General features: G+C 59.6%; 20 protein-coding genes. 15 read left to right on the top strand and 5 right to left on the bottom strand.

Translation table 11 applies throughout. From position 1 onward, the window contains the following. Positions 1–40 precede the first annotated feature (40 nt). From HS103_02565 to rpmF, 7 genes are all read left to right on the top strand, one after another. Positions 41–1,123, top strand: coding sequence for a queuine tRNA-ribosyltransferase family protein (locus HS103_02565; protein MBE7511686.1), 1,083 nt, complete (start codon positions 41–43; stop codon positions 1,121–1,123). Next, positions 1,120–1,932: a 16S rRNA methyltransferase gene (locus tag HS103_02560; GenBank protein ID MBE7511685.1), complete on the top strand. Its 813-nt coding sequence runs from the start codon at positions 1,120–1,122 to the stop codon at positions 1,930–1,932. The genes HS103_02565 and HS103_02560 overlap by 4 nt, the downstream gene beginning before the upstream one ends. Then, positions 1,925–3,973: a hypothetical protein gene (locus HS103_02555; protein MBE7511684.1), complete on the top strand. Its 2,049-nt coding sequence runs from the start codon at positions 1,925–1,927 to the stop codon at positions 3,971–3,973. The genes HS103_02560 and HS103_02555 overlap by 8 nt, the downstream gene beginning before the upstream one ends. Before the next feature lie 9 nt (positions 3,974–3,982). Beyond that, positions 3,983–4,660, top strand: coding sequence for a response regulator transcription factor (locus tag HS103_02550; protein ID MBE7511683.1), 678 nt, complete (start codon positions 3,983–3,985; stop codon positions 4,658–4,660). A 537-nt stretch (positions 4,661–5,197) separates the two neighbouring features. Next, complete coding sequence (locus HS103_02545; protein MBE7511682.1) at positions 5,198–5,701, top strand: GNAT family N-acetyltransferase; 504 nt, start codon at positions 5,198–5,200, stop codon at positions 5,699–5,701. Next, the gene (locus HS103_02540; protein MBE7511681.1) at positions 5,698–7,020 is read left to right on the top strand and encodes a hypothetical protein; all 1,323 of its coding nucleotides are present in this window, start codon (positions 5,698–5,700) and stop codon (positions 7,018–7,020) included. Before HS103_02545 ends, HS103_02540 begins: the two co-directional genes overlap by 4 nt. 96 nt (positions 7,021–7,116) lie before the next feature. Beyond that, positions 7,117–7,299 (top strand): 50S ribosomal protein L32, encoded by a 183-nt coding sequence (rpmF, locus tag HS103_02535; GenBank protein ID MBE7511680.1) that lies wholly within the window; start codon positions 7,117–7,119, stop codon positions 7,297–7,299. 145 nt (positions 7,300–7,444) lie between these two features. Here rpmF and HS103_02530 read toward each other — a convergent pair whose 3' ends face one another. Continuing rightward, positions 7,445–9,166: a tetratricopeptide repeat protein gene (locus HS103_02530; protein MBE7511679.1), complete on the bottom strand. Its 1,722-nt coding sequence runs from the start codon at positions 9,164–9,166 to the stop codon at positions 7,445–7,447. Between the two features lie 174 nt (positions 9,167–9,340). Here HS103_02530 and HS103_02525 point away from each other — a divergent pair, with 174 nt between their 5' ends. Further along, a complete protein-coding gene (locus HS103_02525; protein ID MBE7511678.1) occupies positions 9,341–9,790 on the top strand; it encodes a hypothetical protein in 450 nt (149 codons plus the stop codon). Between the two features lie 58 nt (positions 9,791–9,848). Here HS103_02525 and HS103_02520 read toward each other — a convergent pair whose 3' ends face one another. Together HS103_02520 and HS103_02515 are read right to left on the bottom strand one after the other, a co-directional pair. Then, the gene (locus tag HS103_02520; protein MBE7511677.1) at positions 9,849–11,270 is read right to left on the bottom strand and encodes an aspartate ammonia-lyase; all 1,422 of its coding nucleotides are present in this window, start codon (positions 11,268–11,270) and stop codon (positions 9,849–9,851) included. 135 nt (positions 11,271–11,405) lie between these two features. Further along, positions 11,406–12,014: a superoxide dismutase gene (locus HS103_02515; GenBank protein MBE7511676.1), complete on the bottom strand. Its 609-nt coding sequence runs from the start codon at positions 12,012–12,014 to the stop codon at positions 11,406–11,408. A 265-nt stretch (positions 12,015–12,279) separates the two neighbouring features. Between HS103_02515 and HS103_02510 the strand changes: the two genes are divergently transcribed. Together HS103_02510 and ruvB are read left to right on the top strand one after the other, a co-directional pair. Further along, positions 12,280–12,969 carry a nitroreductase family protein gene (locus HS103_02510; GenBank protein MBE7511675.1) on the top strand — a complete coding sequence of 230 codons (690 nt, stop codon included), beginning with the start codon at positions 12,280–12,282 and terminating at the stop codon, positions 12,967–12,969. Positions 12,970–13,029: 60 nt separating this feature from the next. Next, entirely contained in the window at positions 13,030–14,055 is a 1,026-nt protein-coding gene (gene ruvB / locus HS103_02505; GenBank protein MBE7511674.1) for a Holliday junction branch migration DNA helicase RuvB, read from the top strand. 137 nt (positions 14,056–14,192) lie between these two features. Here ruvB and selD read toward each other — a convergent pair whose 3' ends face one another. Beyond that, positions 14,193–15,245 (bottom strand): selenide, water dikinase SelD, encoded by a 1,053-nt coding sequence (selD, locus tag HS103_02500; protein ID MBE7511673.1) that lies wholly within the window; start codon positions 15,243–15,245, stop codon positions 14,193–14,195. A gap of 262 nt (positions 15,246–15,507) precedes the next feature. Between selD and HS103_02495 the strand changes: the two genes are divergently transcribed. The 5 genes from HS103_02495 (at position 15,508) to HS103_02475 (ending at position 19,627) form a co-directional block, all read left to right on the top strand. Then, a complete protein-coding gene (locus HS103_02495; GenBank protein ID MBE7511672.1) occupies positions 15,508–15,981 on the top strand; it encodes a hypothetical protein in 474 nt (157 codons plus the stop codon). Between the two features lie 287 nt (positions 15,982–16,268). Continuing rightward, positions 16,269–17,072 (top strand): DUF3662 domain-containing protein, encoded by an 804-nt coding sequence (locus HS103_02490; GenBank protein ID MBE7511671.1) that lies wholly within the window; start codon positions 16,269–16,271, stop codon positions 17,070–17,072. After that, the gene (locus HS103_02485; GenBank protein MBE7511670.1) at positions 17,069–17,506 is read left to right on the top strand and encodes an FHA domain-containing protein; all 438 of its coding nucleotides are present in this window, start codon (positions 17,069–17,071) and stop codon (positions 17,504–17,506) included. The genes HS103_02490 and HS103_02485 overlap by 4 nt, the downstream gene beginning before the upstream one ends. A 16-nt stretch (positions 17,507–17,522) precedes the next feature. Then, complete coding sequence (locus HS103_02480; GenBank protein MBE7511669.1) at positions 17,523–18,560, top strand: mechanosensitive ion channel family protein; 1,038 nt, start codon at positions 17,523–17,525, stop codon at positions 18,558–18,560. After that, positions 18,560–19,627, top strand: coding sequence for a flippase-like domain-containing protein (locus HS103_02475; protein MBE7511668.1), 1,068 nt, complete (start codon positions 18,560–18,562; stop codon positions 19,625–19,627). Before HS103_02480 ends, HS103_02475 begins: the two co-directional genes overlap by 1 nt. On the opposite strand, the gene HS103_02470 is transcribed toward HS103_02475, so the two are convergent. Then, positions 19,572–20,525, bottom strand: a complete 954-nt coding sequence (locus HS103_02470) for an alpha/beta fold hydrolase (protein ID MBE7511667.1) — start codon at positions 20,523–20,525, stop codon at positions 19,572–19,574. The genes HS103_02475 and HS103_02470 overlap by 56 nt on opposite strands. Between the last annotated feature and the right edge of the window lie 11 nt (positions 20,526–20,536).

The raw sequence follows: 20,536 nt of genomic DNA, 5'->3' as shown, positions 1-20,536 counted from the left end.
CCGTAGCCTATTTCCAATGACTGCTGATGGTATAGAACGCATGACACCCCACCCCTCGCCCGCCCTGCTGACGCCCTCTGGCGCACTGCCCCTCCCCATCTTCCTGCCAGATGCCACCCGCGCCGTTGTGCGGGGGGTGGATAGCGCCGATCTGGAGGCGTGCGGCGTCGAAGGCTTGGTCATGAGCGCCTACCACCTCATGCAGCGTCCCGGCTCTACCACAGTGAGCGCCCTCGGCGGCTTAGGGACGATGACGGGCTGGCGGCGTCCGATCATCACCGATTCCGGCGGCTTTCAGATTTACTCGCTCATCCGCGAGAACCCCAACGCGGGGACGCTCCGCGACAAGGGGGCAACCTTTGCCATTGAGGGCAAAAAGATCAACCTGACCCCCGAAAAAAGCATCCAACTGCAACTGAGCTACCGCTCCGATGTTGTGATCTGCTTGGACGACTGCACCCACCCCGACGCCCCCGACGCCGACCAGCGTGAGTCCGTCCGCCGGACGATTCGTTGGGCGCGGCGCTGCAAAGGGGAATTTGAGCGCATCCTCAGCGGGCGGAAAGGCGATGCCCCTCGCCCGCTGCTCTTTGCCGTTGTGCAAGGCGGCGCATCCCGCGATCTGCGGCGGGAGTGCGCTGAGGCGCTGTTGGCGATTGGCTTCGATGGCTATGGGTATGGCGGCTTTCCGCTGGATGGGGAGGGGAATCTGCTCACCGAGATTCTGGGCTATACCCGCGACCTGATCCCCCGCGGCTACCCCATGCACGCGCTGGGCGTGGGACACCCCAAAAACGTCTGGACGTGCCATGCCCTCGGCTACCCCATCTTCGACAGCGCCATGCCCACCCGCGATGCCCGTCATGGGCGGCTGTACGTGATCGACGGCGATCCCCGTCGCGGCGGCGATTGGCTGCGCTACATCTATGCCGACGACAAAAAACACCTGAAAGATGGGCAGCCCATTGATAGCGCCTGTGACTGCCCCGTTTGCCAGCGTTACCCGCTTGGCTATATCCATCACCTGTTCAAGATCGGGGATTCAACCTTCCAACGCTTTGCCACGATGCATAACCTGCGGACAATGACGCGCCTGATCGCTATCTTACGGGAGGGTGTATGAGCGATCCGAACGACCCACTGGAACGGATCGTCCTCGCCGTGCGAGAGAGCGCCAAGTATCACGCCGTCCATAAGGGGCTAATACGGGCGGTTGGCGCGGCGGAACTGGCGAAACGTCCCTCGCTGAAAGAGGCGATCAAGGCGACGAAGAACAAACTGCATCAGGTGGGGGCTGCTTATTTCGGCGCGGAAATCCCCTACACCCTGTGGCAAATGACCCTTGCCCAAGCCACAGATCGCGACTCCGGCAAGGAAACCATTCAGGCGATTCTCCGGCTGCACGCCAGCACGCGGGAACGCCTGCCGATTATGACTGACTTTTACACGGCAATCTTCGGCGCAATCACCGATCCCGTTCGGCAAGTGATCGACGTTGCCTGTGGGTTGAACCCACTCATGATTCCCTTCATGCCGCTCCCGCCGGAAATACACTATCAAGCGTTTGATGTTTATGAGGATATGATCACCTTTTTAAACGGCGCCTTTCGCGTCTTGGGCATCAACGGGGAGGCGCACCTTGCCGATGCCCTGCGCGATCCGCTCCCTGCTGCCGATCTCGCCTTCGTCCTCAAGGCGATTCCCTGTTTGGAGCAGCTTGCCAAAGATGCCGGACGCATCCTGCTGGATCGGCTGCGGGCGCGGTGGATCGTCGTGTCGTATCCGGCGCAGAGCCTTGGCGGGCGGGGGAAGGGCATGGCGGCAAGCTATGAGACGCACTTCAACGCGCTGATTGCCGGACGGGGATGGAAGGTCACGCCGCTACGCTTTTCTACGGAGATCGCCTTTGTGGTGAGAACAGACCATGCGTAAAGGGATCGTCTTACTCATCGTAACCATGCTTACGACGCTTACCGCCTACCCCGCCCGCGCCCAAGATGATCGCGAGCGCCGTCCCCGTCTGCCCGCGCCGCTGTGCGCCCTCGCTGGCGGGCGGCTGATCTGCTACGACGCGCAAACCGCCCAACCAACACCGCTGAGCGATCCCGATCTCCGTGTGCTGGATTTTGACCTTGCTCCCGATGGGCTGTGGGCGGTCTACCGCACCGAAGATGGGCAGGTGTGGATCGGCTCGCTTCAGGATGCCCGCCGCGCCCAACTCGACGCTGACGCGCTCCCCCCAGCCGCCCTTGCCCCGACAGATCGGACACTGGTTTGGTCGCCTGATGGAATCACGATCAGCTACATTGTGGCGGGGGGCGTCCGCGTTGCCTTTCCCGGCGCCGACGGTGCGCCGATCTACACTGATTTCACAGATCGGCTCTACACCAACCTGACGATTGCCCCCAATGGCGGACGGCTTGCCGTTCAAGATGTGAACGACACCTGGACGGTGTTCACCGTGACCAAAACGAACGGTAGCCCGCAGAGCGTCACCCGCACCGCCGTTGTGGATCGCCCCGCTGAGGCGGCGTGGCTGGATGATAATAGCCTTATCCTCGCTCCGGCGATGGGTGGGCTGCTGCGCCTGAATGTGATTAATACCATAAGCGAGGGGGAAACCCGCCTGATGGTGGCGTGGGAGAAACCAGACGGACATTTCACGAAGCTGACCCACACCCTTGATGGGACGATCCGAGCCTTTTACCACGAACTGAATGAAGGGCAAGGGACGCCCATTGCCATTCTGGGGAGCGGGGAGGTCAGCGCGGTGGGCGGGACGGAGATCGACGCCCGCGCCGAATGGATTGCCGAGGGGACGCACCTTGTGTACATCACCAGCGGGACGCCCATCTTCATTGAACCAGCAACAGCGTCGGAAGATTACGCGCCGATCCAGCGGGTGACACGCCTGGCGTGGGGGGCGCCGCCGATGAACATTGCCGGAACATTGGCAATGGATGGCGATCTGTTCTTCCTTGCCCGCGCCGAAAATGGGGTTCGGCAGGTGTTCCAACTCCCGGGCAGCGGCGTACAGCCCATTCAACAAATGACAACCCTCCCCGAAAATGTGGCAGCGTTCGGCGTCAGCGCGGATCGGCGTTCGGTGGTTGTGGCGATGGGGCAGCGGTTGATCCTCCTCCCCTTACACAGGGTGAACGAAGCGCCCACCCCCACACCAGCCGGTTTCCGCGAGACGCCCATCCCCGACGATGTGCCGGGCATTGCCGGATCGCGCCTCTTAGCAACACTGGATACGGCGGCGGGAGCGTTCCCCACATGGCGTTCGGATGGCGGCGAGATCGCTTACGTGCAGGGGAATGCGCTCTACACGGTCAGTTTGCCGCTGATAGCGGGCGTCCTCCCCACGCCGCGCCTTGTCTACGCCGCCCCCTCCGATAGCTACCTTACCCGCCCCGCCTATAGCCCAGATCGGCGGACTCTGATTGTTGAACAAGTCCCTATTGGGGGGGGCAGCCTCTCGCTGTGGGTGAGTATTCCATTAACTTCTTGGGGCGCTCCGGTGGAGGCAGCCGCCGCCGCGTGGGGCTTAAATGCGCTGTTTTACGGGGCAAGGGAAGGGGCGGGGTGGGCGCTGCTTGCCAGTGACGGGCGGGAACGGGCGGTCTTGGCGCTCTCTGCCGCGCCGATTCTCGATGTGCGCCCGCTTCCGGGCGGCTTGCCGGGCATCGGCGGGGGGGCGGCGGTTTATCTTGAAAACATCGGCTGGGCATATGGCAGCACGGTGATTCGGGCGCGGGGGACGGTGGGCGAGGCGGCAGCAGCAGCCTTTCAGGGTGTGCCTGTGGTGATGCCCAACGCGATTCTTTCCCCAACGGGGCGCTTTGCGGCGGGAGTTGGCTTGGCAAACGATGGTAAAATGAACAAATTAATCGTCGTTGATGTGCAGAATGGGCGGCGGTTGATGATCCGCGATGCGGCGGATGTCTCCGACCCTATCTGGATACGTTAGAGGATACACATGGCAGAGAAAATTCTCGTGATCGAGGATGAACATCGGATCGCCCAATTTCTGGAGCGGGGGCTACTTTTTGAAGGCTACCGCGTCGATGTCGCACATGACGGGCGGACTGGCTTGGCAATCGCCCGTGACAACCCGCCGGATTTGGTGATCCTCGATTGGATGCTCCCCGGCTTGGATGGCTTGGATGTGATCAAGCGGCTGCGGGCGGCGACGAACGTCCCCGTCCTGATGCTCAGCGCAAAAGATGAAATTCAAGATCGGGTCACCGGTTTGGAGACGGGCGCCGATGATTACTTGGTGAAGCCCTTTTCCTTTGATGAACTCTTGGCGCGGCTGAAGGCGCTCTTTCGCCGCTCAACGGTGAGCAGCAAGCCAGAAATACTGCGCTTTGCCGACCTGACCCTTGATACGGGAACACACCGCGCCACACGGGGGGAGCGGGCGATTGACCTGACGGCAAAGGAATACGAACTGCTGGAATTGTTCATGCGCCACCCGCGCCAAGTCCTCACCCGCGAGATGATCTTTGACCGTGTGTGGAATTACGACTTTGGCGGGGAGAGCAATATCATTGAGGTTTACGTCCGCTATCTGCGCCAAAAGACGGAAGCCGATGGCGACAGCCGCCTGCTGCACACCGTGCGCGGGGTGGGCTACGTGCTGCGCGAAGAATAACCCCCGCATCCTGTGCGGACGCTCCCTGGGGGCGTCCGCACATCTCTACAGGGCAGTGGGAATTATCCCCCACCCCCTAATTTCCCTTTCCCTATAAGGCATATCCGTAACTAGAAAAACGAACATCTGCCAAGAAGGGGTAAACGCAAACGTGACCCACTTGGCTGTGTCCCCGGTTACTGCGCAGCAGTCGCCTTTCCCTGTCTATGGGGAAAGGGCGAGAGAGTCCCTCTCTGTTTACAGAGTGGGGGTTTCCAAGCCCCGAAGGGGTGGTTACTTCCTAGCCCGCTGCTTTAGCGGCGGGCGCTCACGGGCGGCGAGGGGCGCAAAGCATGGCGCCCTAGGAGAATTACACTGCTAACAGAGCCTAGACCCTTCGGTGCTTTGGCGACTCTCTTAGGCTGACCTAGTTGCGGACATGCCGTATAGCCCCTGTGTACAACACGCCTCGAATAGGATGGCAGGGGGACACACTCCCCTCGGAAGCCTGATCGGTAGTACAATAAGGGCTATTAAGGAGAACCCGATCAGACGACTATGCCCACATCATCTACCATGCCTACCGTTCGCTACCGCGAGGCGTCTGCCCACGACCTACCCACCATTTTGAATATCCTCACCGAGCTTGAACTACGCCCCGAACATGTCATGGAGGGCAAGTCACGCTATTGGATCGCAGAGTTACCCTCTGGGGAGATGATCGGCGTCATTGGTATGGAATATACTCCTAACGCCGCGCTCTTGCGCAGCGCTGGAATTCGCCCTGCCTACCAGCGCCAAGGCATTGGCGAACGGCTGACCTTCATCGTCATTAGCGCCTGTGCCGAGATCAATATTCCGGTGATCTATACCTTTAGCACCGATGCCCAAGATTATTGGCAGCGACGCGGCTTTCGGCGGGTGGGGGTGGATGAGGTTGTCGAAGCGCTCCCCGACGCCCCCCAAGTTCACCTCTTTCGGCGTTTAGGCTGGCTGCCAACAGAAGTGGCGTGGCGGCTTGATCTGGAGACGCGAGACGAGTCCGCTGAGTCTGCCGAGTGACCGAACGCCTGATCGCCTTTTGGCGAGCGATTCCCTGGCGGGGGCTGCGAACACGATTCATCTTGATGCTGTGGGCAGTGGGCTTCCTCGCCCTTGTTCCCACCAGTACGCCGCAAGGGGATCGCCTAGAGGAAAAGGTTTTAGGCAAGGCGCGAGATGTCCTCTACAACTACGCTGCATGGGAAGTTGAGGCAGTCTTTGCCAAGATTCGCCAAGCGCACGGCAGCCCCGTCCCCTTTATGGATGAATCTACCCGTGTCGCCCTTGTTTTGGACTATGCGCAAGCCATCGCCAAAGTGGGGGAGCTAAACCGCCAGATTGACGCAAGCCTATCGGACCCCACCTTGCCAAACGCCGCGCCGCTGATTGCCCAACGGAACGCCCAACAAACGATCATCGCCCGCCTTGAACCACTTGCCGAGGCGATCATCGAGGGACAGATCGCCGCCGTGCTGCACGACGAAGGGTTTACTCTGTTGGGGGGCGTCTTTCCCCCCGTCTCGGCAAAGATCACCACGCTCCCCATGCTTTTGGTAATCTCCCCTCGCGAGGTGATCCGCCGCGATTTGGCAATCAATACGGTGAACCTAGCCCCCGATGCCATCCTAGACCTAGAGACTCAGATCGATCACGATCTTGGCGTGTCTTCGATCATTGTCCCCTTGGGCGGCTTGGCGCTCTACCCAAGCATGATCTTGCAAACCGGACACCTCCCCACGCTCTATGAAATTGTGGCGCACGAATGGGCGCACCATTACCTGTACTTTTTTCCGTTGGGCTTGGAATACCTCAACAGCGGTGGCGAGACGTGGATCATCAACGAGACAACAGCATCGCTCTTTGGCGTGGAGATTGGGCGAAAGACGATTGAACGTTTCTATGCCGATTATCCTGAGGTGCTGCGCCTGCTGCCCCCGCCGGACTCAGCGCGGCTGCCACGCACACCAGCACCAGCGACACCAACGCCCATGTTTGATGCGGCGGCGGTGATGAACGAGACGCGGGTTGAGGTGGATCGTCTTTTAGCGGCGGGTAACATCGACGCGGCAGAGGCATACATGGAAGCCCAACGGCAGCGGTTCGTTGCCAATGGCTACCGCTACCGGAAGATCAACCAAGCCTTTTTCGCGTTTTATGGGGGCTATCAATCGCCAAGCGGGGGAGGGACGGCGGGGGAAGACCCCATTGGTCCGGCGGTGGCGGCACTTCGGAGGGCATTACCTTCCCTTCGGGCGTGGATGGAGGTCATGCGCGGGATCACCTCGCGGGGGGGGCTGCTGCGGGCGCAGGATCAGGCACATCCCACTGGGCAACCTTGACACCCCGCGCTGTGCTGTTATAATGCCCCTACCACGCCCGGCGTTTGCACCGGGCATTGTTTTGCAACCGTTCAAGGAGATTTAGCTGTGGGTCCGCTGCCGAAGCGCAAACTTTCCAAGACCAGCAAACGCAAGCGCCGGACGCATGATCGGCTCGACCTGCCGCATTTGGTCGTCTGCCCGAACTGCGGGGAATATACATTGGCGCACCGTGTTTGCAAACACTGTGGGTACTACAAGGGCGATCAGGTTGTGGAGATGAAGTCGGAGTCGAAGTAACCTCCGCCTCGTCTGCCTATTCCCTATTCATCATTGCCACACTAAACGCGGGGCGCGACGCCCCGCGTTTGCTATTCTGAACATGGCGAAGGCAATGTGGGGGTAATGCCCGCATAGGGACGCCCCCCGAGTCGTCCCCGCCGGACTATCCCCCTGCTGGCGGCTGGAACGTCCCGCTTTGAATCTGGTTAAAGGCGGCGAGTGCCGGAGAAAAGTTCGGGTTCAGCGCCGCTGCCGTTTGCAGATCGGCAAGCGCGTTCGCCGTATCCCCTAGCGAGGCATTGATCAAGCCCCGATAGTAAAACATCTCCTCCACATTGTCTTTGGAGGTCGTGATCGTCGCATTGATCAGGGCGAGGGCGAAATCGAAGCGGCGGGCGTTGTAATAGGCAATGAATGGTTCAAACTGATACCACATCATCCGGTAAGGGATGCCCTCCATGCCCTGCACGGTGTATGCCACATCGTATGCCTGTGCTGCCTCGGCATAACGCCCCAAGACGGTCAAACTCGTCCCGATATTGAACCATGCAAAGGGACTCGATGGGTTTTGTTCGGCGGCGGCACTGGCGATATTCAAGGCGTTTTGCGCGTTGTAAGCAGGATCGGCGTCGGGACCGAGAATATCAGCCACCTCTGCCTCACGCTCCAGTGGGTAGATGACGAGGTATTGGCGGTTGAAGTGACTCCACAATTCGTCCATGCGGGCAAAGTTCTCGCTGGTTTCCTGCCGCAGCGTGTCCATCGTCCAAATCAGGTTGATCCGGTTGTCGTAGCCGGAGATCGTCAGGTAATGCCCGATCCAACCTTTTTCCGGTTCATCGGGGTCGTAAAAACCCGTTTCCACGATCACCGCAAGGTCGCGGGCGACAAACTCGCGCAGTAGATCGAGATTGCCCGCTGCGCGATGCTTTGCCCGTAGGTTCGTCCGGCTGTTCACATAGCGTTCCATCTCCCACAGGCTGACATTTTTATCGTTTGTGTTCGGCTTGAGGAAGGAGGCAACTTCGTACTGCCCTTCCCGCCAGCCGTAATAGCGCATTGCCTGAACCAGATTCGCCGGACCGCAGTTGTTCCATAGCTGCGGCTCGTGGCTCAAGCGCCCCGCCAGGCGGTGGCTGGCGGGGACAGGAAAGGGCGTGTTCGTCGGCAGCAGGGTGGGCGACAGCGGAGTCAGCGTGGGGGTGGCGCTTGCTGCTGGCGTGTTCGTCGCCGGAAAGGTGGGAAAAGGCGTCGCCGTGATGATTCCCGGCGGGGTGGGCGTCGCCGTAGGGAGCATCCCCGATTCGGCGGGTGTATACGTCGCCAAAACGACCAACATCCCTAAGGTGGGCGTCACGCTTGGCGTGTAGGTCAGAGTTGGTGTCTCGGTAGGGGGTGGCGTCATGCTAGGCGGCTCGGTGGGGCGATCCGTCGGCGTTTCGGTGGGCAAAACCGCCACTGTCGCTACCGGTGTTATCGGTGGGGTTGTCGCTGCCGAAGCGGGAGTCGTTGCCGCGGGGAGGGTCGGCGGGATGGCGCTTGGCGTTGGCGAAGGCGTATGGGTGGGCGGGGTCGTTGGCGTTGGCGTGGCGGAAGCGGGCAAGGTTGCCGAGGCAGCCAGTGTGAAGGTGGGGGAGGGGACGGCGAGGGTCCTCAGCAGGGCGGCTGGATCAATCGTTGGGGCATTGACGGTGGGCAGAATCCCTTCAACATCAAGCGTGGGCGGCAGAAGAAATTCCAAAAAGGGCAGCCGCCGCACAATGCGATGCTGATCGCTTTCGGAAAGCCCTCGAAAGAGGATTGGAAAGACAACCACCGTCCCTAATACTGCCACGAGAAACAGACTACCAATACCTAAAAGGATGATTCGCCACCGATTCTGCACCGTATGTAGCCCTCATGTGTGATTGCTGCTGATGGGTTCAGTGTACCGCGTTTCCAACCCCTTTAGGCTGATCCGAGGGTGGGCGGTGCTGCCTGATGAAGGGGTTGCCTTAAAGCGGCAATAGGCGTACTATGTGTTCGTCTACAGATTGACTCTTACATAAGGGTTTTTGCCATGAGCGATAGTCAACGCAGCCTCATTGAAACAGAGATCGCTCCCGGACTCACCTCTAAATGGGTGCAGGATGGGTCTCTTTTGCTAATCACCTTCCAAACGATCACCCGTCAAAACAATGCGGCATGGATTGCCTTTATGGAGGAAACGCTCCGTCATTGGGACGAAGGACGCCCCTTTTCCTACATCCTCCGTGCCGAAGAGATCAGCCTGACGGGGATGAGCAGCTACATCCGCGAGTCAGCAAAAACAGTGGCGAAGTATGCCGCCGCTTTTCCCGGCGGGGTGGCGATTGTCCTGCGGCATTCGCTGCTTTCGGATGCGGTAGGGCTTTTCCTCCGAATGCTCCCATCGGGGAAGCGTCAGCGCCGCCTATTCACCAGCGTTGAGGATGCCCTTGCGTGGTTGGAGACGTTGGAAAAAGCACCACTTGCCACCCCACCGCGCTGAATGGCACAGGGGTACGTGTTCCCCCGCACAGGATATATCGGGGGAACACGCACTATGTTTAGCCCGCAGCGGGGGTATCCGTCAGCCCGCCATGCGTCAGCGCCGTTGGGTCAAGCGCCTTCTCCGCATCTTCGCGGGTCATGTAACCCTTTTCCACGACGACCTCAACAATGCCCTTGTTTTCCTTCATGGCAATCTTGACGACCTCGGCGCCCTTCTCGTAGCCGATGATCGGGTTGAGCGCTGTGGCGAGAATGGCATTTTTCGCCAGCCAACCCGTCGCCTTTGCCGGATTCGCCTCCACCTTTGCCACGCACTTCGCGCTAAAAGCGTTCACCGCGCCGATCATGACATCCATCGATTGAAACAAGCAGTGGGCGATGATCGGCATCATCACGTTGAGTTCAAGCTGTCCAGCCTGCCCCGCCAACATGACGGTGAGATCGTTGCCCATGATGTAGAACATTGCCATGTTCAGCATCTCGGCAAGGACGGGGTTCACCTTCCCCGGCATGATCGATGATCCCGGTTGGACGGGCGCGAGGCGAATCTCATCCAAGCCTGTAGAGGGACCCGACGAGAGCAGCCGAAAATCGTTGGCGATGCGGGTGAGGTCTTGCGCCACGTTGCGCAAGGCGGCAGAGAAAAACACGGCGTCGCCCATGCTCTGCATCGATTCAAAGAGGTCGTCGCTAGTTTGGAGAGGCATTCCCACAAACTCGCTCAGTTTCGCCGTCATGCGGGCATGATATTCAGGATGGGCGTTCAGCCCCGTCCCTGTCGCCGTGCCGCCAATGCCCAATCGTTTCAGCCCTTCTGCCGCCGCCTTCACCTTCTCAATGTTCCGTTCAACGGCTTTAGCGTAGGCGGCGAATTCCTGCCCTAGACGAACGGGAACGGCATCCTGAAGGTGCGTGCGCCCGCTTTTGACAATGCCATCAAATTCCACCGCCTTCGCCTGAAGCGCGTCTTGCAGCCCCTTTAGCGAGGCGATCAGGTCTGGCAAGCGCCACAGGCTGCCCACCCGAATCGCCGTCGGGATCGTGTCGTTCGTGCTTTGCGCCATGTTCACATGGTCGTTGGAGCGGACGGGCTTTTCTTTCGCATCTTGCGAGAGCGAATAGCCGAGGATTTCGTTGGCGCGGGCGGCGATCACCTCGTTCGTGTTCATGTTGTGGCTGGTGCCTGCGCCGGCTTGGAAGGGATCGACAACGAATTGATCGTTCAGTTTGCCTTCCATCACTTCCGCCGCCGCCTGCATGATCGCCTCGGCAAGTTTCTTATCGAGCAAGCCCAGATCGCTGTTGACCTGTGCTGCCGCCCGCTTGATTGCCGCCATCGACCAAATAAAGGCACGGTAAGGCTTCAACCCGCTGATGGGAAAATTATTCACGGCACGCTGCGTTTGAACGCCGTAATAGGCATCGGCTGGCACATGCAGTTCACCGAGGGAATCTTTTTCAATGCGCGTCGCTGACATGTTTAGGGAATCTCCTAAGGGGGTTTGGTTTATCTGGTTTCTAAAGTAGGGTTCATCTCGGTAGGGTTTGGCACATCACCCCCTCAGGATGGGTCAGCGACCCGCCCTAGAGGGGACATGCCAAACGGTGGGCGCTTACTTAACGGCGGCGTAGAATTTGCTTACGGTTGCCCAATCGACAACGTTCCACCACGCGGTAAGGTAATCGGCGCGGCGGTTCTGATATTTCAAGTAGTAGGCGTGTTCCCACACGTCCACACCGAGGATCGGCTTTTGCCCATCCATCAGTGGGTTGTCTTGATTCGGCGTGCTGACGATCTTCAGCGCCCCGCCATCGACAACCAGCCACGCCCAACCCGACCCAAAGCGCCCGATTGCCGCCTTCTGGAACGCCTCTTTGAAGGCATCCATCGAGCCAAAGGTGCTGTCAATGGCGGCGCTCAGTTCGGTGCTAATCGCCCCGGGCGTCCCCGACATGAGCGCCCAAAAAAAGGTGTGGTTCACATGCCCACCGGCGTTGTTGCGAACCACAGTCCGCACATCTTCGGGGACGGCGTTCAGGTCTTTGATCAGAGCTTCGGCGCTTTTTTCAAAGAGTTCGGGGTGTTTTTCAGCAGCGCCGTTCAGGTTGTTCACATAGGCGGCGTGGTGCTTGCCATGATGAATGGTCATCGTCTGGGCGTCGATGTGCGGCTCAAGCGACGCGGCATCGTAAGGCAGCGGCGCAAGTTCAAATTTCGGCATCGTCATTCCTCTCCTATTGTGGGGGAGTGTTCCCCTTCCCATTTCTATACAGGATGATTCTATGCCGTTTGAATTCGCTCTGCCAAGAGTCAGTTCGGAAAGGGGCGGGATTCTCCCTCTGCGCCCCGCACCCCGGTAGGGACGCCCCCTGCGGCGTTCGTCTACGCCCGCCGTTGTGTTGATTTCCTCGTTATACTATCTCCCACATCACCTTACCATGATAATCTTACCTGTGCGAGAACTACCTTTACGGAGAACTATCCTCATGCCCGCTACACCTGCCCAATTTCACCCGCTCGTTTTTGACCGCCTGCCCTTAGCCGACCAACACCAGCACTCCAACGACTTTTTGGCGCGGATGAGCGCCCGCCGCACGGTGCGCTTGTTTTCCAGTGAGCCTGTCCCCTTTGTCCTCATCGAAAACGCCATTGCGACGGCGAACACCGCCCCTTCGGGGGCAAACCAGCAGCCCTGGACATTCGTCGTCGTGGGTGATCCCGACCTCAAACGGCAGATACGGATCGCCGCTGAAGAAGAAGAAAAAGAAAGCTATGAGCGGCGTATGAGCCAAGAATGGCTGGACGCGCTCGCCCCATTGGGGACAGATTGGCACAAGCCGCACCTTGAAGATGCCCCCTACCTGATCGTCGTTTTTCGGCAAGCCTACAGCATGGACGCCGAGGGAAACAAAGTAAAACACTACTACACCGAAGAATCGGTGGGTATTGCCGTCGGGATGCTTCTGTGCAGTTTGCACCTCGCAGGGCTGGCGACGCTGACCCACACCCCAAACCCGATGGCGTTCTTGAGCGCCCTCTTGCAGCGTCCAGCCAACGAACGTGCCTATGTTGTCCTTCCGGTGGGCTACCCCGCCGCCGATGCCCATGTACCGGTGATCCAGAAGAAGGGGTTGAAGGATGTCATGATCTGCTTTGGAGCGCCCGCCGAGGGGTGAAAGTGGTGGACTCATCTGTATTCGTCTATACTTTGCTCATGGCAATTAGAACACCTGACCATGACCGATAATCGCCTCCTCAGCCCCAAACGCCGCCCCGACGATCAGGATCAGAACCTTCGTCCCCAGACGCTTGCCCAAGTGATTGGGCAAGAACGGGTAGTGGAAAATCTGAAAATTCTTGTTGGGGCGGCACAAACGCGGAAGGAAACGCTCGATCACATCCTTTTTTACGGACCGCCCGGCATTGGCAAGACGACGCTTTCCAATGTGATGGGCAAAGAGATGGGTGTGAACGTCCGCCCGACGGCGGGTCCGGCGGTGGAACGGGCGGGTGACCTCGCCGCCATTCTTACCCACCTGCGCGAAGGGGACATTCTGTTCATCGATGAAATTCATCGCTTGGGCAAGGCGGTTGCCGAGATTCTCTATCCGGCGATGGAAGATTTCGTCCTCGATCTTGTTGTGGGGAAGGGTCCCGCCGCGAAAAACGTCCGGCTAAACCTTCCCAAATTCACCGTGATCGGGGCGACGACGCGCTTGGCGCTGCTCACCTCGGCGCTGCGTTCGCGCTTTGGGGCAATCTACCGCCTCGATTTTTACGGGGCGGAAGCAATGCGCCTGATTGTCACCCGCGCTGCCGAAACGCTGAAGATTCCCATTGAGGAGGCCGGCGCGGTGGAGATTGCCAACCGTGCGCGGGGAACGCCGCGTATTGCGCTGCGGCTGCTCAAGCGCGTCCGCGATTACGCTCAGGTGCGCGGTAAGGGGGTGGTCACCCAGACTATGGCAGATGATGCTCTCGCCCTGCTCAACGTGGACAAACTAGGGCTGGATGACATTGATCGCCGTGTCCTGTTGGCGATCATTGATAAAGGCGGCGGTCCCGTCGGTTTGGAGACTGTCGCCGCCTCAATCAGCGAGGAGTCCGATACGATCATGGATGTCTGCGAACCGTATCTGATTCAATTAGGGTTTCTAGATCGCACCCCACGTGGGCGGATGGTTACGAAACGTGCCTACGCCCATCTGGGGCTTCCTTACGACGGCGCAGACGACGACACAGGACAGCCCCCGTTGTTTTAGACTGGTGGGGCGCAGCCCGCCTTGTCCTAAAGAGTAAAGAACGTATCCGAAGGGCGACCCCTTGTGAGGTCGCCCGCCGCTAAAGCAGCGGGCTAAGGCTGACCACTCCTTCGGGGCTTAGAAGGCAATCCACGCGCCTAGCGAACGATGATCCGTCCAGACCCCGCCTGCACCGTGCCAATTTGCCAATACTCGCCACCCTCTTTAGTAAATTCGCCCACGAACGCCGGAAGGCGCTCTGGCGGAAGGGCGATGAGCAGTCCGCCGGAGGTTTGCGGATCGAACAGCAGCATCCGTTGATCGTCGCGGAGCGCTGCCTCCACCGTCACCCACTGGGTGTAAAAGTTTACATTGTTCATTGCCCCGCCGGGGAACAAGCCCGCCTCGGCATATGCCTCCGCACCCGGAAGGAAGGGCAGCGCAGCAAAATCGATCAGCAAATCCACCCCACTCAGCGCCGCCATCTCCCGCCCATGCCCCATCAGGCTGTAGCCCGTGATATCGGTCATAGCGTGAACGCCTACTGCCCGCGCCGCCCGCGCCGCTGCTCGGTTAAGCGTCATCATCCCCGCCACAGCGGAATCAACGTGACGCGGATCGGCAAGATCGCGCTTGAGCGCCGTTGTGATCACGCCCGTCCCTAACCGTTTCGTCAGGATGAGGACATCGCCGGGCTTTGCCCCGCCTTTCGTGATGATCTGTGCGGGGTGTAGCAGCCCCGTCACCGCTAAGCCATATTTCGGCTCGTCGTCCTTGATCGTATGCCCGCCAGCGATTGCCGCCCCTGCTGCCCGCACGCGATCCGCGCCGCCGCGCAGAATCTCACTGAGGATGGCAAGATCAAGCGTTTCGGGAAAGGCGACAAGATTGATCGCAAAGAGGACTTCGCCGCCCATCGCATAGATATCGCTGAGGGCGTTGGCAGCGGCAATCGCCCCGAAACTGTAGGGATCATCTACGACAGGGGGGAAGAAATCCACCGTTGAGATGATCGCCTGATCCTCAGAAAGTTGGTACACGGCAGCATCGTCGGGGGCGCTTAGACCAACCAACAGCGCCGGATGATCCACCGCGTTAAAAGACGCCGCCAGCGGATGCAGCACATGGGCGAGATCGCCCGGCGAGAGTTTCGCCGCGCAGCCGGCACAGGTGGCTAAGGCGGTCAGTCTGACTTCGGGTAATACCGTCATGGAACACTATCCTCTACCATTAAATGCCTATCTGTACATTTGGATTCGGGGTGCGATTGTACCTCGTCTGCGAAAGGGGGGAGGGATATCCTCTGTGGGCGTCTGCCCGATACCACACCATCCCCAATACGTTGGGGAAGCGTTATGGAGCAGATCATCACCGTCGGGTAGATTCCCCCGCTGCTTAGGGAGTGCTATCCGTTGAACACGGCGCATGGGTTGGTGAGGGCGCAAGCGCTCCACAACATTAGGAAATAGACTGATGAGAACTACCACAAATCAGCAGCGTTTTGCACCCATCGGAATCATGATTATCGCCCTCCTTCTTGTCGGTTGTCAGATCGCCCCGCTTGGACGTTGTGATTGTGAGTACGGATATAGTCCGGTAAAAGGGCGGGTCGTGTGGCGTCAACGGTATCCCCTACCTGTCAAAGACATCCCTATCCCAGACGCCCAAATCACCATGGTAAGTGGGCAAACCAAATTTATGTGGGAGGGGGCGACCAACGCTAAACCACTCATTTTAAGGACGGATGCTGATGGGGTCTTTGATGGGTCGCTAGGAGCCTATGGGGATGATGTGTTTATGATAATGATCACGGCAGAAGGTTGCCGCCCCTATATCACTGGGGGCTTGCGATCAGTTTTTGCCAATGGGGGAGATGTTTTCTTAGAGTGCAAAGGGCGTGTCCCTCTCTCAGAAACCGCCGAACCGACGGCGGAAAGCAATCACTAGGCGCGGGGCTAAAACGTCGGGCGTAACCGGATGCCCCATGGCGCGAGGTTAAAACACTCGCGCTATGGCTGATCACCCCGTTGGGGCTTAAAACAGATACAGAACGCGTCTTTGCCTTCCAAGCCCTGTAGGGGTGGTTAATCTTAGCCCGCTGCTTTAGCGGCGGGCGTAAACGCGCCAAGGAGAGAGGTGCGGGGCTTCACTTTTCTGAGCATTTCCTGAATGTCATAGAGACATCACCGAGTATAATGATCATGCATCATTGATCCCTATGAGCCGTGCCGTCTATGAGTCATCTCTCCCATCTGGAACAACGCCTTCAGACGTTGATTGAGGGTGGTTTTGCCCGTCTTTTTAGCGCCTGCCTTCATCCGGCAGAGGTGGCGGCACAGCTTGCCCACCAGATGGATGAGAGCGCCGAACGCACGGCGGATGGGGCGATCATTGCCCCCCACAGCTACACCGTTTACCTTCATCCCGATGATTGGAACGCCCTCACCGCCACTGAGCCTGACTTACCATCGCTTTTGGCGAAAAGTATCACCGAACTCGCCCGCCGCGCCGGGCTGCACCTGCGCAAGCCCCCTGCCGTCCAACTACTGACCGACCTAACCCTCCCCCGCCGTTCGTTTCGGGCGGCGGTCTGCCATGAAGAACCCACCCATTCCACACAACAAATCGTCCTCCCCGGTGCTGCCTTCAACAATCCCCCACCTCAGAAAATAAAAACTGCCTTTGTAATCTATCAGGGCGTTCATCACCCCCTGAACCGCCCCGTGACCACCATCGGACGGCGGCGGGATAACCACCTTGTCCTTGATGACCCACGAATCTCCCGCAGCCATGCGCAAATTCGGGAACGCTTTGGCAGCTACAGCCTCTTTGATGCCGGAAGCACGAGCGGGACGTATGTCAACGGCTACCGAATCACCGAGTGCGTCTTGAAGCCGGGCGATGTGATCAGCCTGGGGGCGGTGCAGTTGGTCTATATTGAAGATGACGCCCCCTCCCAAGCCGACGGCGCCTTTTCCGATACGCAAGTGCGCCCCATGACCCTTCCCCCCAAAAAGGACATTCCCGAAGGCTCATGACGGTTGAGATTATCCTGATCGTCTTGCGCATTGCCGGGGCGCTGGCGCTGATCGCTTTTTTATCAGCGCTGTTCGCCCTTCTGTGGCGGGATATGCGCCTGACCGCCCGCGAGGTGGAAAGCCGCACCCAGAAGCGCGGGCGCTTGGTGATCCTCACCTCAGAAGATGCCACTATGCCCCCTGGCGTAATTTTTCCCCTGCTGCCGCTCACCCGCTTGGGACGCGCCCCCACAAACACCATCCGGCTGAGCGATTCCGGCACAAGCAGCGAACATGCTATCCTTACCCTACGGGGGGGACAGTGGTGGTTGGAAGACCGCAAAAGCCGCAACGGGACTCTGCTGAACGGGCATCCGGTGCTAGAACCCGTCGTCGTCACAACGGGAGATGTGATCGGCGTTGGCTTGGTAACTTTGCGCCTTGAACTAGAATGAACTGGATGAGACACGCATGCTCCTCGACAACATTCCATTTTTACAGGGGTTGCCCCCCGAACTGCGCGAATTCGTCGTCCGCTTGCTGCTGGCGCTTTTGGCGCTGTTGATCACCTTTGCCCTGCGGCGCTTGCTGACGGCGCTGATCATCCGCCCCTTTCGGCGGCGGGCGGAACGGACTGCCTCTACGCTGGACGATCAAATTTTGAACATCTTCACCGCGCCGGTTCAGTGGTTCATCCTTGCCGCGGGGATTCTTCTGGCGGTGACGCTCCTCGGCGTGGATCGCGAGCGCGATAGGGTGATCAACCCGATCTTGAACAGTGTCGTGATCATTGCCATTGCCATTGCCTGTTACCGCGCCGTCACCATCGTCTCGCTCTCTGGGCAGCGCCTCAATGATTTGATCGGCGTCTCCATTGAGGAACGCCTTGTCCCCTTCGTGCGGGTGGCGCTCCGCTTTGTGATCATCATCCTGACGACGACGATTGTCTTGCAGGCGTGGGGCTACAATGTCGATACGCTGGTGGCGGGGTTGGGCATCGGCTCAATCGGTGTTTCCCTTGCCGCCCAAGACACCATCGGCAACCTCTTTGGCTTCGCCAGCATCGTCACAGACCGCCCCTTTGTCGTGGGCGATACGATTGAGGTCGGCGGCGATGAGGGCGTCATAGAACATGTCGGGCTGCGCTCCTCGATCTTGCGCAAAAGCGATCAATCGCGGGTGATCATCCCCAACGGCGTCCTTGCTAAATCCACCATCACGAATTGGTCGCGGCTGAACAAACGCCAGATCGAAATGACAATCACTTTGAAGGCAGGCGTCACCAGCGACCAGATCACAAAAATCACCCGCACCCTGCGCGATATGTTCCTCAGCCGCCCCAAAATTGAGCCGACCTCCGTTACCGTCCTACTCTCCGATGTGGCAAGTGCCAGTGTCAAGCTCCATATCGTGGCGTATTTCTTCATCCGCGAAAACATGGAATTTCTCCGTGAGCAAGACCAGATCAACCGCCGCATCATGGACATTTTGGCGGGGATTGTCGTCTGATGGGTACAACGGGTACGATGGGTATGTTGTGGGGGAAGTACCGCCGCCCCTTGTTGATCGGTGTGGGGTTGGGGGCGGCTGCCTTCGTCGCCGTGCTGCTGCTGAGCGATGTGTCCCAATTGGTGCGCTATGCCACCGCCTTCCCCTGGCTGATTATGATTCCGGTTTTGGCGCTGCGGGTGGGGAATTGGGCGCTGCGCTTCCTGAAATGGCATTTCTATCTCGGGTTGGTCGGCGTGCCAAACATTCGGGTGGGCGATAGCGCGGCAGTCTTCCTCATGGGCTTTCCGCTGGCGATCAGTCCGGGCAAGGCGGCGGAAGTCCTGAAAAGTTTCGTCTTGCACAGTCTGACGGGGACGCCCATTGCCCAAACGCTCCCCGTTGTGGCGGCGGAACGACTCTCCGATGGGATGGCGGTTTTGATCCTGATCGCCTGGAGCTTGCTCAGCCTTGCCGACAGCGCCTATTGGAGCGTCGTGTTCATCCCGCTGGCGCTCATGGTGATAGGGATCAGCATCCTCCAAATCCGCCCACTCTGTCGGTGGATTCTACACCGCTTGACAGCCGCCCCCCTGATCGGGCGCTTTGCCCATAGTTTCGAGGTCTTTTACGAGAGCAGCTACCAGATAGTCCGGCTGCGGAGTTTGGTTGTTGCCGTTGGCTTGGGGACGCTGGCAAATCTCTTGGATGGCGTTGGCGTTTACCTGATCCTGGTGGGGATCGGTCAACCGCCCACCGCGACGACTTTTTTTCAGGCGCTGTTGGTGATCAGCCTCTCTGTCGTTGCCGGATCGCTCTCTGGGATGCCCGGCGCAATTGGCGCATCTGACTTGACGATTACCGGATCGCTTCAGCGCTTGATCGGGTTGGGGGTGGCGCAGGCGGGCTTTGCCACGCTGGTGATTCGCGTTGTCCAGTTGTGGTTTGGGGTGTTCGTTGGGGCGGCAGTCACCTATCTGGCGCGGGGACGGTTGTTCACGGCGAAGGCGACGGGGCAGGAACAGGGCGCGATCACCCCCCCCGCACCCAGGCGATCAGCGCCTCTTGAAGGGCAGACTCAGCCGTGATCAGCGCCACCCCTTGCCCCGCGCCGGAATAGGTCAACTGGCGAATTGCCCCCCGCTCCGCCGCCGCCATGCGGCTGACCACCGCCGCGCTCTCGGCATCTTCGCTCCCATATGCCAGCAGCAGCGGACGCACCCCGTAGATGGTCAACGCCTCGTTCAGCGTGGGGTCAAAAACGCCCGTCTGCGGGCTGACGGCAAACGCCCCTCGACAGCCATCAACCTCCGCACAGGCAAGGATTGCCGCCGTCCCACCCATGCCCACCCCGCCCATCGCCGCGCCGCGCACGCCGGGCAGTGTCAGCAATCGGCTGAAGATCGCTCGCAAATCGCTTGGCACGGCGTCCCACGCCAGCCGCCCGCCGGAATCGCCCGCCCCACGCAGGTCAATGATCAAGACGTTCAGCCCGCCTTGCTGCAAAAGGGGGACAACCTCCATCCACACGCGGCGGTCTTCTCCCGCCCCGTGAACGAGCAGCAAGGCGGGCGCCGGGCGGACGGGCGCCCCGTAAAAGCGTCCGGCAAGGCTCACCCCGTCGTCCATGACAAAATTCATCGGGATGCTTTGTTCGGTGGCGGCGGGCGGCGGGGTGATCGTCGCCCCGCCGATCACCTCTGGGGCGGCGGGGGTGAATTCAAGGACGTGTGTCCCCAAAAGCGCCACATCGCCGCTATCGCCGCCGCCATCCCCCTCTGACGAGGCGGGGGTGACTGGCGCGGGGTTCACCGTTGGGCTGGCGGGGAGGAGGTAGATCGTTGGCGTGATCGTGGGGTCGGGGGGGAGTGGCTCAACCTCGCAAGCGGCGATGAACAGCCCCAAGAGAAAGAGCGAAAGCCCGCCCGCCATGCTCGCCGGGAAGATGCGTCGGTGGGGGGAGGCGTTCAGGCGGATGTAAGACATGAAGTGGGTTG

The sequence above is a fragment of the Anaerolineales bacterium genome, assembly GCA_015075625.1.
Lineage (GTDB): Bacteria > Chloroflexota > Anaerolineae > Aggregatilineales > UBA2796 > UBA2796.
The sequence above is the reverse complement of the archived record's forward strand: the minus strand, read 5'-3'. Positions and strand labels throughout refer to the sequence as shown.